The organism is Burkholderia sp. 28_3 (assembly GCF_003253915.1).
Classification (GTDB): Bacteria; Pseudomonadota; Gammaproteobacteria; order Burkholderiales; family Burkholderiaceae; genus Burkholderia; species Burkholderia cenocepacia.
This window is the reverse complement of sequence record NZ_QKZF01000001.1, coordinates 228739-240903: the sequence shown is the minus strand read 5'-3', so window position 1 is coordinate 240903 and position 12165 is coordinate 228739. Positions and strand designations below refer to the sequence as shown.

Below are 12165 nucleotides of genomic sequence, written 5' to 3'. Positions count from 1 at the left end.
ATGAAAAGTGCCGCGGCAATCGGTCCGCGGCACTCTGGATTACGGTTTGCCTGCAAGAAACTTGAGTCCGTCCCCGCTTTCCGGCTGACCGTGGTCAATTTTTCTTTCGGGCGGGCAATCTCCTGTTACGACTGCAACATATCGAGGCTGAGCAGAAATTGACTAGTCAATCATCCGTGGCTATATTTCGGTCCAGCTTTCCTGCCATGGCAGATATCTCGATGACAACCGACACCCTCCTCACTCCGCCGGCCGCCGACGCGGCCCGCCGCGACGCGCCGACCGGGCTGATCGTCGCCGCGCTGCTGCTCGTCATGCTGCTGTCCGCGCTCGACCAGACGATCGTGTCGACCGCGCTGCCGACGATCGTCGGCGAACTCGGCGGGCTCGACCAGTTGTCGTGGGTCGTCACCGCGTACCTGCTGTCGTCCACCGTCGTGCTGCCGCTGTACGGCAAGCTCGGCGACCTGTACGGCCGCAAGATCGTGCTGCAGGCCGCGATCGTGCTGTTTCTCGCCGGCTCGGCGCTGTGCGGCGTCGCGCAGGACATGACGCAACTGATCGGGCTGCGCGCGCTGCAGGGGCTCGGCGGCGGCGGCCTGATGGTCGTCACGATGGCCGCGATCGGCGATCTGGTCCCGCCCGATCGCCGGGCGCGCTACCAGGGGATGTTCGGCGGCGTCTACGGCCTCGCGACGATCGTCGGCCCGCTGCTCGGCGGCTTCCTGGTCGAGCACCTGTCATGGCGCTGGATCTTCACGATCAACCTGCCGCTCGGCCTGCTCGCGCTCGCGGTGATCGGCATGGCGTTCCGGCCGCACACCGCGCACGTGAAGCACCGGATCGACTACCTGGGCGCCACGTTCCTCGCGACCGCCCTCACCTGCGTGATCCTGTTCACGAGCGAAGGCGGCTCGCTGCTGCCGTGGACGTCGCCGCAGCTATGGATGACGCTCGTGCTCGGGCTCGTCGCGATCGGCGGCTTCATTTATGAAGAGCGCCTGGCGGCCGAGCCGATCATGCCGCTCGACCTGTTCCGTCACCGCACCTTCGTGCTGGTCAGCCTGATCGGCTTCGTGGTCGGCATCGCGCTGTTCGGCTCGGTCACGTTCATCCCGCTCTACCTGCAGGTCGTGAAGGGCTCGACGCCGTCGCAGGCCGGCATGCAGTTGCTGCCGATGATGGGCGGGATGCTCGTGACGTCGATCGTCAGCGGGCGGCTGATCTCGCGGCTCGGCTCGTACCGGATGTTCCCGATCGCCGGGACGCTGATCGGCGGCGTCGCGATGGCGCTGCTGTCGACGCTGACGCTCGATACGCCGCTGCACACGATGTACGCGTACATGGCGCTGCTCGGAATCGGGCTCGGGATGGTGATGCCCGTGCTGACGCTCGCCGTGCAGAACACGGTCGAATTCCGGCACATGGGGGTGGCGACGTCGGGTGCAACGCTGTTCCGCTCGATCGGCGGCTCGCTCGGCGTCGCCGCATTCGGCGCGCTGTTCTCGCATGGGCTGCAAGCGCGGATGAGGCACGCGCTGCCGGCCGGCATCGAGCTGCCGCCCGCGCTCGGCCCGGCCGCCGTGCACCAGCTGCCGAGCGCCGTGCGCGACGCGTATCTGCACGCGTTCGCCGGCTCGCTGCACGTCGTGTACCTGTCGGCCGCGACGGTGATCGCGATCGCGTTCGTGCTCGCGTGGTTCGTCGAAGATGCGCCGCTGCGCACGCACAACTGAGCGAGCGGCGGCTCGCGACACGACCGTCGGGTCGAGCCGCGTCGCGAGTCGCCCGCCCCGTCATCACGCCAACAGCACGACACCGCCCGTCGTCGCGCGCGACTCCAGCAACCGGTGCGCATCGGCCGCCTGTTCGAGCGGCAGGCGCGCGCCGATCTCGACGTGCATGCCGCCTGCCAGCCGGTCGAGTGTCGCCCGCGCGGCGTCCCGATACGCGCCGACGTCCCGCGCGATGAAACCGAGCACGCTCGGCCGCGCGAGCGCGATCGAACGGGCCGGGCCCAGCTCGTCGAGATCGAACGTCTGCCGCGTGCCGATCGCGGCCACCTGCCCGATGCTCGCGACCATCCCGAACGGACGAATCGCGCCGAGCGTGCGGGTCAGCACGTCGCCGCCGATTCCGTCGATCGCGTAATCGACGCCCGCACCGCCGCCGAAGGCACGCGCGGCCGCGACGAAATCCGCCTCGCGATAATCGACCACCGCTTCCGCGCCGTGCGCGCGCACCAGCGCGGCTTTCGCGGCCGATCCGACCGTGCCGATCACCCGTGCGCCGAACGCGCGCGCCCACTGCGTCGCCAGCAGCCCGACGCCGCCGGCCGCCGCATGCACGAGCACCGTGTCGCCGGCGCCGACCTGCCGCACGCGATGCAGCAGCATGTAGACGGTGATCCCCTTCAGCAGCCCGGCGGCGGCGGCTTCGTCGCTCAGCCCGTCTGGAATCGGCAGCACGCGCTCGGCCGGCATCGTGCGCAGGCTCGCATAGCTGCCGGTCGGCATGCCGGCATACGCGACGCGCTGACCGGGCACGAGCTCCGTCACGCCCGGCCCGACCGCGTCGATCACGCCGGCCGCCTCGACGCCGAGCGCGTCCGGCAGCGCGGGCAATGCATGCGCGCCGGTCCTGAAGTAGATATCGACGAAATTCACGCCGATCGCGGTCTGGCGAATCCGTACTTCGCCGGCGCCGGGCGGCGCGACGGGCGCATCGACGCGGCGCAGCACGCCGGCATCGCCGTAACGGTCGATCCCGATCCGGATGGCATTGGCGGTTTGGGTCATGACGTTCCTCGTTATCGAATGAAGTGACACGATCATCCCATCGTGCATAATCGAACGGAATTCACGTTGAACGCCCATCTACTGTGCAAAATTCGACCGATCGCGATCCTGTCCCCTCACCCGCACTGCCGATGAGCTGGGACGACATCCGCTACTTCCTGGCGGTGATGCGCGGCGGCAGCCTGTCGGCCGCCGCGCGGGCGCTGCAGGTCCAGCATTCGACGGTCGCGCGGCGCATCGACGCGCTGGAGTCGGCGCTCGGGATCCGGCTGTTCGACCGGCTGCCGCGCGGCTGGCCGCCAACCGACGAAGGGCTGCACCTCGCCGAGCACGCCGCGCGCCTCGAAGCCGACGCGCATGCGTTCGCGCGCGCCGCGCAAGGCGCGGCGGCGCTCGACGGCGTGGTGCGCGTATCGGCGTCGCCGGTGTTCGCGAGCCATTTCCTCGCGCCGCGCCTGGCTCGCGCGCAGCGCGCGTGGCCGGCGCTGCGGATCGACCTGATGGGCGAGATGCATGCGGCGAACCTGTATGCGCGCGAAGCCGACCTCGCGGTGCGGCTGTCGCGGCCGAGCAAGCCGGGGCTCGCCGCGCGCCGGCTCGGCACGATGCGCTTCGCGCTGTGCGCGGCGCCGGAATGGGCCGATGCGCCGCCCGACACCTGGCCCTTCATCGGCTACGACGACGCGCTCGCGCAAACGCCGCAGCAGCAATGGCTCGAACGCTTCGCGGCCGGGCGCCGCTTTGCGTTCATCGCCAACGACCTCGCCGCGCAGCATCGCGCGTGCGCGGCCGGGGCCGGCGTCGCGCTGCTGCCGCGGTTTCTCGTCGACGATCCGGCCGCGCATGCCGGCGCGCCGCTCGTCGAGCTGACGGCCGCGCCGCGTTGCGACATCGAGCGCGAAATCTGGCTCGTCGTTCACCCGGACGTGCGCCGGTCGCCGCGCGTGCAGCGCGTCGCCGACGCGATCGCCGATGCGGTGCATGCGGCGGACGGCCGGTTGTAAGCCGCCGAACTCGCAAACGGCTTTACCACGCGCGGCGGCGGCCGGCATAGTAGCGTTTTGATTCCGACCGCCCTGCCGCCATGTCCAACGCTCCCGCCTGCGTCGTGCGCGACGCGACCGATGCCGACCTCGAGGCGATCCACGCGATCTATGCGCATCACGTTCACCACAGCGTCGCGTCGTTCGAGGAAACGCCGCCCGACGTCGCCGAATTGCGCGCACGCCGCGACGCGGTGCTGAACCACGGGCTGCCGTATCTCGTCGCCGAATGCGACGGCCGCGTGGCCGGCTACGCGTACGCGACGCCGTACCGCACGCGCAGCGCGTACCGCTTCGCGATCGAGGATTCGATCTACATCGACGACGCGCAGCGCGGCCGCGGAATCGGCCGCGCGTTGCTCGCCGCGCTGATCGCGCGCTGCGAAGACGGCCCGTGGCGGCAGATGATCGCGGTGATCGCCGACGGCGGCACCGGCGGCTCGACGTCGCTGCATCGCGCGTTCGGCTTCGAACCGGCCGGCCAGCTGAAAGCGGTCGGCTTCAAGCACGGCCGCTGGATCGATACGGCGCTGCTGCAGCGCCCGCTCGGCGAAGGCGCGAACACGCGCCCCGCCTCGCCCGAGCCTGCCCCGGCGCGCTAGAATGGCCGCATGTCAAAACAGACTCATTCCACGCCCGACGAGGCCACGCCGGATTCCCGCAACGAGTACACGGTCGACGAGCTCGCGCGCGTGTCCGATACCACCGTGCGCAACGTCCGCGCCTACCAGGATCGCGGGCTGCTCGCGCCGCCGGAGAAACGCGGGCGCGTCGGCATCTACGACGACACGCACGTCGCGCGCCTGAAGCTGATCAACCATCTGCTCGCGCGCGGCTACACGCTGTCGAACATCCAGGACCTGATCAAGGCGATCGACGAAGGCCACGACCTGCGCTCGATCCTCGGCCTCGAAAACGCGATCGGCGGCCGCTGGTCGCACGAGTTGCCGAAAACCTACTCGCTCGCGCAACTCGCGCAGATGTTCGGCCCGCAGGCAACCACGCAACTGTCGCGCGTGACCGAGCTCGGGCTGCTCGAACGGCGCGGCCTGTCGTTCGTCGCGAAAAGCCCCGCGCTGCTCGAGGCCGCCGCCGCGATGACGAAGGAAGGGATTCCGCCGCGCGAACTGCTCGACGTGATCAGCGTCGCGCGGCCGCATTTCGACGCGATCGCGCGGCTGCTCGTCGATCTCGTCGTGAAGCGGCTCGACCGCTATGACGAAGGCACGCTGCCGCCCGCCACCGACGTGCCGGCGCTCGTCGACGCGATCTGGCGGCTGCGCCCGCTCGCGGCCGTGTTCGTCGAAGGCGAGACGAACCGCGCGCTCGAGAATGCGGCAAGTGCGTATCTGGGCGGCCGCGTCGCGACGATTCTCGACAAGAAACTCAGCGACGAAGCCGCGCGGCAGTCCGGTACGAGCGATACGCAGGGCGACGGCGACACCGCATAAGGCCTTCGCCGTCATGCATGCGTGGGCTTTTCGCGACAACGCGCGCGTGTCCGGCTGGAGGAAAGGCCAACGTCCATTGCAGGTGACGATAGCCGCCAGCATGGGCCGGCAAATGGCCAGCAGCCGCGCCCGCGCGCATTCCAGCCAGACGGCGCCACCGCGCTGCGTCCGTCATCGCAGGCTACGCTGCGAAACAGTTACAAGATAACGGTTGACGCGAGCCCCAGCGACGGTTAGTGTAGGCACCGAAGTCCAAGAAGTCCGATTGCTGTTCATCAATTGCTCGCTCCTCCTCAGCGGTATTCGTTGTCCTCTCCCTCCTTGACGCTTCACGCGCTCTTCCACAGAGCAAATTTCTCTATTTTTTCTCAAGGAATCTTCATGGATACCGGTATCGTCAAGTGGTTCAACGACAGCAAAGGCTTTGGCTTCATCACGCCGGACAACGGCGGCGACGATCTGTTCGCTCACTTCTCGGAAATTCGTGCCGACGGCTTCAAGACGCTGGCTGAAAACCAGAAAGTGAGCTTCGAAACGAAGCAAGGACCGAAGGGTCTGCAAGCGGCGAACATCAAGCCGCTGTAAAGTTTGAAGGGCCCGGCCTCCCACGACGGACGCCGGGTCGCAGCGACATCCCCACGGAGCTTCGTCTCCCCAAGTTGGCGCGATCGGCTTTTTAGCTGCATCTATTCAGTCAGCAGCTCGCCACGCGCTACACGTCTCGTTGCACTTCATCCCCCCTCTGGCCGCAACGCCTTATTTTCGCTTTCCGACTGCGTCTGATTCGGCTCGCAATGGCTTTGAATCGGCGTAACCGTGCGTATTTCGCACGGCACGCGCGCACTCGAACATCATTAAAATTAAAATGGACAACCAACGAATTCAGCAATACAACGGCTATGCCGTCCAACCCTCGGCGCATCGCCTGCCCGACGGGAGTTTTTCCTCCAACCTGCTGCTCGAACGCGCCGATAGCACGCACGGCGAAGGCCGCTACCAGTTCTATTCGCTCGATTACTTCGCGAGCGAGGCACAGGCGCTCGCGCATTCGGCACGCTGGGCGCGCCACTGGGTCGATACGCGCGGTTGAACGCCGCGCTACTTGCGAGATCCGCGCAGACGGTCATAAAAAACGGCGGGCAACTGCCCGCCGGCCTTCCGCATCACATGCCCGCTCACCTGCGTCACCGCGCCGCCACCTTCTTCTGCCGCCACAGACACAGCAGATCGCAAGCCACATGCGCGGCCGCGATCGCCGTGATGTCCGCGTGATCGTACGCCGGCGCCACCTCCACCACATCCGCCCCGACCAGATTCACCGCCCCGAGCCCCCGCACGATCGCCAGCGCCTGCGCGGACGAGAGCCCGCCGGCCACCGGCGTCCCCGTTCCCGGCGCGAACGCCGGATCGAGGCAGTCGATATCGAACGTCAGGTACGCAGGCCGCGCACCGACGATCGCGACGATTCGCTCGACCGCCGCCCGCGCACCCTGGTCATGCACCCACGCGGCATCGAGCCGCTCGATCCCGAGAAAGTCGTCGTTCCACGTGCGGATGCCGACCTGCACCGACGTCGCGGGATCGATCAGCCCTTCCTTCACCGCCTTGTAGAACATCGTCCCGTGATTGAGGCTGTCCGGATCGTCGTCGGCCCACGTATCGCAGTGCGCGTCGAAATGGATCAGCGACAGCGGCTTGCCGTAGCGCTCCGCGTGCGCGACCAGCAGCGGATAGGTGATGTAGTGATCGCCGCCGAGCGTCAGCATCTTCGCGCCCGAACGCAGGATCGCGCGCGCATGCTCGACGATCGCCGGCTTGATCGACAACGGGTTGTGCGCGTTGAACCAGCAGTCGCCGTAGTCGACGGCCGCGAGGTCGTCGAACGGGTTGAAGCCCCACGGATACGGATTGAGCTCCGCGAGCTGCACGCTTGCCGCGCGAATCGCGGCCGGCCCGAGCCGTGCACCGGAACGATAGGTCGTCGCGAGATCGAGCGGCACGCCGGAGATCGCGACGTCGATGCCGTCGAGCACGCGCGAGTAATTGCGGCGCATGAACGACAGCACGCCCGCATAGGTGTTTTCGATCGAGGAACCGTACGGCGTCGTGCGACGGATCGCGCCGTCGCCGTGAAGAAGTTCGGTCATGGTCGGACCTGTTTTCGTGGGGTGCCGGCGCCGGCCCGCGCGCTCTGAGGGCGCGGGCCGGGCACGGCATGGATTCATCGGCACGCACCGGCTCGCGCATCCGGTCGCGCGGCCAGGCGGGACATCGACAGCGACAGCGGCAATACCGCGGCGATCATAGCAAGCCGAATCGACGCCGTTGCCCCGGTTCGGCCGGGGCAACGCGCGGAAAAATCCGGCGGCGGCACCGCCGCCCGTCGCGGTCGTTTCCTAGAAGGATTCGCCGGTTTTCGCGCGCCCGTTCTTCCGGATAATGGCCGACAGCCGCGCCCTCGACGGCGCGGCGTCCACCGCAGACAACTACAAACCGGAGACACCCGCCTTGATCGCCACGCTTCCCGCCCCCTACCGCCGGCTGTGGCCGCTCGCCATCGCCGCGGCGCTGCTGTACGGCCTGTCGCTCGCCGTCGCGCCCTATCCGGGCCAGGCCGCCGCGAAAGCTGCGATGGGCATCCTGCTGCTCACGGCAGGCAGCACCTGCGGCGCGCCGCGCGAACGCGCGTGGCTGTGCGCGGCGCTCGCGACCGCCGTGCTCGGCGACGTGCTGCTCGCGCTGCCCGACTGGCCGTTGTCGTTCGTTCTCGGCCTCGGCGCATTCCTGCTCACGCACGTGTGCTACTGCGCGATCTTCTTCCGGTGGCGCGCGCGGCCGCACGGCTGGCGCATCGTCGCGCTCGTCGGGCTGTGGATGGCCGCGCCGGCGTTCTACGCGGCATTCTTCCCGCACCTCGGCGAGTTGCTGGCGCCGGTCGCCATCTACATGCTCGTGCTGTGCGCGATGGCGAGCTTCGCGCTCGCCGCCCGCACGCGCGGCCCGCTGGTCGCGATCGGCAGCCTGATCTTCGTCGGCTCCGACACGCTGATCGGCGTCGGCCGGTTCCTCGGCGGCTTTCCGGGCATCGACTATCTGATCTGGGGCCTCTATGCGCTCGCGCAGGTCACGATCGTGGCCGGGGTTTTCCATGAGACGGCCACCCGATCGATCCGTCCCTGATACCGTTTCAAACGGACCGTCGCGCGCCGGTGGTCCCGTTTCTTCCCTGTCTCGCCCTGCCGGCGGCCTTTTCCGCTCATCCCGCATTGCGGAAACCCGACCGTTCCAAACCCCGCTCAGCCTTTTCCCGTCTGGCTTCCGGCCCTTAGAGCGCCGCTTCTAGCCTCTTGCGGTTTCCGGGTTCACCCACTATCGTTACATCAAACAATGTAACATTCAAAAATGAGCCAAATCGGAGACACCCGGATGAATGCTCGCACGTTGCCTTTCGGTCCACCCGGCCATGACGGCCCGGACGAAACCATCGACATCGCCATCATCGGCACCGGCTTCGCCGGTCTCGGGATGGCGATCCGCCTGAAACAGACGGGCGTGACCGACTTCGTCGTCCTCGAGAAGGCCGCCTCGGTCGGCGGCACGTGGCGCGACAATCATTACCCCGGGTGTGCATGCGACGTGCAATCGCACGTCTATTCGTTCTCGTTCGCGCCGAACCCGCGCTGGACGCGCATGTTCGCGCCGCAGCCGGAAATCCGCGCGTATCTCGAAGACTGCGTGCAGCGCTTCGGCGTCGGCCCGCACCTGCGGCTGAATCACGAGTTGCAGCGCGCCGAATACGACGAAGCCGCGCAACGCTGGCGCCTCACGTTCGCGAACGGCAAGCGGCTGTCCGCGCGCGTGCTGGTGTCGGGCATGGGCGGCCTGTCGCGCGCCGCGCTGCCGGCGATTCCCGGCGTCGAAACCTTCCAGGGCCGCGCGTTCCATTCGCAGCAGTGGGATCACGACTACCCGCTCGAAGGCAAGCGTGTCGCGGTGATCGGCACCGGCGCGAGCGCGATCCAGTTCGTCCCGCAGATCGCGCCGCGCGTGAAAGCACTCGCGCTGTTCCAGCGCACGCCGCCGTGGATCATGCCGAAGCCGGACCGCAACCTGACCGGCTTCGAGAAATGGCTGTTCCGCACGCTGCCGTTCACGCAGAAGATCGTGCGCAGCGGCATCTACTGGATGCTCGAATCGCGCGTGCTCGGCTTCGCGATCCATCCGTCGCTGATGAAGAACGTGCAGAAGCTCGCGCTGCGGCACATCCGCAAGCAGATTCCCGATCCGGAGTTGCGCAAGACCGTCACGCCGAACTACACGCTCGGCTGCAAGCGCGTGCTGATCTCGAACGACTATTACCCGGCGCTGTCGCGCAAGAACGTCGACGTGATCACGACCGGCATCGACCATATCGAAGCCGACGCGGTCGTGACGATCGACGGCAAGCGTCATGAAGTCGACTGCCTGATCTACGGCACCGGCTTCCAGGTCGCCGATCCGTACCCGCGCGGCGCGATCATCGGCCGCGGCGGCCTCGACATCGTCGACGCGTGGCGCGACGGCGCGCACGCGTACCTCGGCTCGACGCTGCCCGGCTATCCGAACTTCTTCATGATCGTCGGCCCGAACACCGGCCTCGGCCACAACTCGATGGTGTTCATGATCGAGTCGCAGATCGAATACATCCTCGGCGCGCTGCAGGCGATGCGCCGCGAGCGCGCGGACGCGATCGAGGTGCGCCCGCTCGTCGAGGCGCAGTTCAACAGCGACCTGCAGGGCAAGCTGAAGAAGGCGATCTGGTCGACGGGCGGCTGCAAGAGCTGGTATCTCGATCCGCGCACCGGCAAGAACACGACGCTGTGGCCAGGCTTCACGTGGCGCTTCCGCCAGGCGACCGCGCGTTTCTCGATCGCCGATTACCACGCGTATCGCGCGCCGCAACACGACACGACCGCGCGGCCCGCCGCCGCGCCGGCCGCTTCCGCTTCCACGTCCGCCGAAGCGGCCTGAGCCAGACAAGGAGCCAACGACATGAGAGATTTCGCCAACAAGGTGGCCGCGATCACGGGAGCCGGCTCGGGCATGGGCCGCGCGCTCGCGATCCAGCTCGCGCAGGCCGGCTGCCACGTGTCGCTCGCCGACAAGAACGGCGTCGGCCTCGCGGAAACCGAACGGATCGTCCGCGCGATCGCGCCGAACGTGCGCGTGTCGACGCGCGTGCTCGACGTCGGCGATCGCGACGCGATGTTCGCGTGGGCCGACGACACCGCGAAGGAGCACGGCAAGGTCAACCTGATTTTCAACAATGCGGGCGTCGCGCTGTCGAGCACGATCGAAGGGATGGAATACAGCGATCTCGAGTGGATCGTGAACATCAACTTCTGGGGCGTCGTGCACGGCACGAAGGCGTTCCTGCCGCACCTGAAGGCATCGGGCGACGGCCACGTGATCAACACGTCGAGCATCTTCGGGATCTTCGCGCAGCCGGGCATGAGCGGCTACAACGCGACCAAGTTCGCGGTACGCGGCTTCACCGAATCGCTGCGCCAGGAACTCGACATGATGAAGTGCGGCGTGTCGGCCACCTGCGTGCATCCGGGCGGCATCCGCACGAACATCGCGCAGTCGAGCCGCGTCGCGAAGAACATGGTCGGCTTCATCGTCGAGAGCGAACAGCAAGGCAAGGACAGCTTCGAGAAGTTCTTCATCACGACCGCCGACGACGCCGCGCGCACGATCCTCGCCGGCGTGCGCAAGAACAAGCGCCGCGTGCTGATCGGCCGCGACGCGAAGGGCGCGGACTGGATGGCGCGCGTGCTGCCGGCCGCGTACCAGGCGCTCGTCGTACTCGCGACGCGCCGCGAGGCGGCGAAAGCCCGCCGTGCCGCGCGCGGCGCGCCGGCGCCGGCGCCCGCCCCGCTGCACGCGACCTACAACAACGCAGGCAATCAGGGAGGTGAACAATCATGACGACCCCGAACATGATGCCCGTGCGGCGCGACATCCGTTTCGCGCTGCCGCCCGAACGCGCGAAGGACTGGCACGTGCAGGGCGTGCCGGTCACGCACTTCATGAACGCGCTGTCGCTGCTGTTCCCGGCCGGCGAACGCTTCTTCATGGATTCGGTGCGCAACTACCGCGACCGGATCGAGGATCCCGAGTTGAAGAAGCAGGTGCTCGGCTTCATCGGCCAGGAAGCGATGCACACGCGCGAGCACATCGAATACAACGATCTGCTGCAATCGTCGGGGCTGCCCGCGCACAAGCTCGACAAGCGCCTGTGGACCATCCTCGGCTGGTTCAAGAAGGTGCTGCCGCACTCGATGCAGCTGGCGATCACGATCGCGCTCGAGCACTACACGGCGATCCTCGCGAACCAGTTGCTGTCGGGCCACGAGCACCGGATCGACGGCTCGGTCGAGGGCTACCAGCAGATGTGGATGTGGCACGCGATGGAGGAAACCGAGCACAAGGCGGTGTCCTACGACGTGTGGCGCACCGTGATGAAGCCGGGCCTCGGCAGCTACCTGCTGCGCACCGGCACGATGCTGACGACGACGGTGTTCTTCTGGGCCATCGTGTTCGACTTCCACGTACGCCTGATGCGCGCGCACCGTCGCGAACACGGCAAGTTCGGCGGCATGTGGCGCCTCGTGAAGTATCTGTACAGCCCGAAGCACGGCGTGTTTCCGAGCATCGCGCGCGAATGGCTCGACTACTTCCGCCCGGGTTTCCACCCGTGGGATCACGACAACCATCAGTACCTGCAGGAGCTCGACACGCTGCTCGACAACATCGACGCGACCAACGCGCGCTACGCGGCGCAAGCCGCCCCGCGCCGCGTGCCGCTGCACCCGGTGCCGCAGGCATGAC

General features: G+C 67.6%; 12 protein-coding genes. 10 read left to right on the top strand and 2 right to left on the bottom strand.

The window, feature by feature from the left end:
- Positions 1–221: 221 nt before the first annotated feature.
- Positions 222–1736 carry an MDR family MFS transporter gene (locus DFS13_RS01150; RefSeq protein ID WP_111441303.1) on the top strand — a complete coding sequence of 505 codons (1515 nt, stop codon included), beginning with the start codon at positions 222–224 and terminating at the stop codon, positions 1734–1736.
- Positions 1737–1799: 63 nt separating this feature from the next.
- On the opposite strand, the gene DFS13_RS01145 is transcribed toward DFS13_RS01150, so the two are convergent.
- Positions 1800–2798 carry a quinone oxidoreductase gene (locus DFS13_RS01145; RefSeq protein ID WP_111441302.1) on the bottom strand — a complete coding sequence of 333 codons (999 nt, stop codon included), beginning with the start codon at positions 2796–2798 and terminating at the stop codon, positions 1800–1802.
- 131 nt (positions 2799–2929) lie between these two features.
- Here DFS13_RS01145 and DFS13_RS01140 point away from each other — a divergent pair, with 131 nt between their 5' ends.
- The 5 genes from DFS13_RS01140 (at position 2930) to DFS13_RS01120 (ending at position 6382) form a co-directional block, all read left to right on the top strand.
- Positions 2930–3802, top strand: coding sequence for a LysR family transcriptional regulator (locus DFS13_RS01140; RefSeq protein WP_105866438.1), 873 nt, complete (start codon positions 2930–2932; stop codon positions 3800–3802).
- A gap of 80 nt (positions 3803–3882) precedes the next feature.
- Complete coding sequence (locus DFS13_RS01135) at positions 3883–4443, top strand: GNAT family N-acetyltransferase (protein WP_006485973.1); 561 nt, start codon at positions 3883–3885, stop codon at positions 4441–4443.
- Positions 4444–4452: 9 nt separating this feature from the next.
- Entirely contained in the window at positions 4453–5292 is an 840-nt protein-coding gene (locus tag DFS13_RS01130; protein ID WP_006485961.1) for a MerR family transcriptional regulator, read from the top strand.
- 381 nt (positions 5293–5673) lie between these two features.
- Positions 5674–5877 carry a cold-shock protein gene (locus DFS13_RS01125; protein WP_006485974.1) on the top strand — a complete coding sequence of 68 codons (204 nt, stop codon included), beginning with the start codon at positions 5674–5676 and terminating at the stop codon, positions 5875–5877.
- A 280-nt stretch (positions 5878–6157) separates the two neighbouring features.
- A complete protein-coding gene (locus DFS13_RS01120; protein ID WP_006485967.1) occupies positions 6158–6382 on the top strand; it encodes a hypothetical protein in 225 nt (74 codons plus the stop codon).
- A 94-nt stretch (positions 6383–6476) separates the two neighbouring features.
- Here the strand turns inward: DFS13_RS01120 and speB are convergent, their stop codons facing one another.
- Complete coding sequence (gene speB, locus DFS13_RS01115) at positions 6477–7439, bottom strand: agmatinase (RefSeq protein WP_111441301.1); 963 nt, start codon at positions 7437–7439, stop codon at positions 6477–6479.
- A 361-nt stretch (positions 7440–7800) separates the two neighbouring features.
- Between speB and DFS13_RS01110 the strand changes: the two genes are divergently transcribed.
- The 4 genes from DFS13_RS01110 to DFS13_RS01095 all read left to right on the top strand — a co-directional run bounded on the left by DFS13_RS01110 (position 7801) and on the right by DFS13_RS01095 (position 12164).
- Complete coding sequence (locus DFS13_RS01110) at positions 7801–8472, top strand: lysoplasmalogenase (protein WP_077189433.1); 672 nt, start codon at positions 7801–7803, stop codon at positions 8470–8472.
- A 246-nt stretch (positions 8473–8718) separates the two neighbouring features.
- Positions 8719–10302, top strand: a complete 1584-nt coding sequence (locus tag DFS13_RS01105; RefSeq protein ID WP_077021196.1) for an NAD(P)/FAD-dependent oxidoreductase — start codon at positions 8719–8721, stop codon at positions 10300–10302.
- 21 nt (positions 10303–10323) lie between these two features.
- Positions 10324–11262: an SDR family oxidoreductase gene (locus tag DFS13_RS01100; protein ID WP_006496951.1), complete on the top strand. Its 939-nt coding sequence runs from the start codon at positions 10324–10326 to the stop codon at positions 11260–11262.
- A complete protein-coding gene (locus DFS13_RS01095; protein WP_034202192.1) occupies positions 11259–12164 on the top strand; it encodes a metal-dependent hydrolase in 906 nt (301 codons plus the stop codon). The genes DFS13_RS01100 and DFS13_RS01095 overlap by 4 nt, the downstream gene beginning before the upstream one ends.
- The last annotated feature ends 1 nt before the right edge of the window (position 12165 follow it).

Coding starts and splice junctions, on each gene's coding strand:
- DFS13_RS01150 (WP_111441303.1), top strand. CDS start 222: ATGACAACCGACACCCTCCTCACTCCGCCGGCCGCCGACGCGGCCCGC.
- DFS13_RS01145 (WP_111441302.1), bottom strand. CDS start 2,798: ATGACCCAAACCGCCAATGCCATCCGGATCGGGATCGACCGTTACGGC.
- DFS13_RS01140 (WP_105866438.1), top strand. CDS start 2,930: ATGAGCTGGGACGACATCCGCTACTTCCTGGCGGTGATGCGCGGCGGC.
- DFS13_RS01135 (WP_006485973.1), top strand. CDS start 3,883: ATGTCCAACGCTCCCGCCTGCGTCGTGCGCGACGCGACCGATGCCGAC.
- DFS13_RS01130 (WP_006485961.1), top strand. CDS start 4,453: ATGTCAAAACAGACTCATTCCACGCCCGACGAGGCCACGCCGGATTCC.
- DFS13_RS01125 (WP_006485974.1), top strand. CDS start 5,674: ATGGATACCGGTATCGTCAAGTGGTTCAACGACAGCAAAGGCTTTGGC.
- DFS13_RS01120 (WP_006485967.1), top strand. CDS start 6,158: ATGGACAACCAACGAATTCAGCAATACAACGGCTATGCCGTCCAACCC.
- speB (WP_111441301.1), bottom strand. CDS start 7,439: ATGACCGAACTTCTTCACGGCGACGGCGCGATCCGTCGCACGACGCCG.
- DFS13_RS01105 (WP_077021196.1), top strand. CDS start 8,719: ATGAATGCTCGCACGTTGCCTTTCGGTCCACCCGGCCATGACGGCCCG.
- DFS13_RS01100 (WP_006496951.1), top strand. CDS start 10,324: ATGAGAGATTTCGCCAACAAGGTGGCCGCGATCACGGGAGCCGGCTCG.
- DFS13_RS01095 (WP_034202192.1), top strand. CDS start 11,259: ATGACGACCCCGAACATGATGCCCGTGCGGCGCGACATCCGTTTCGCG.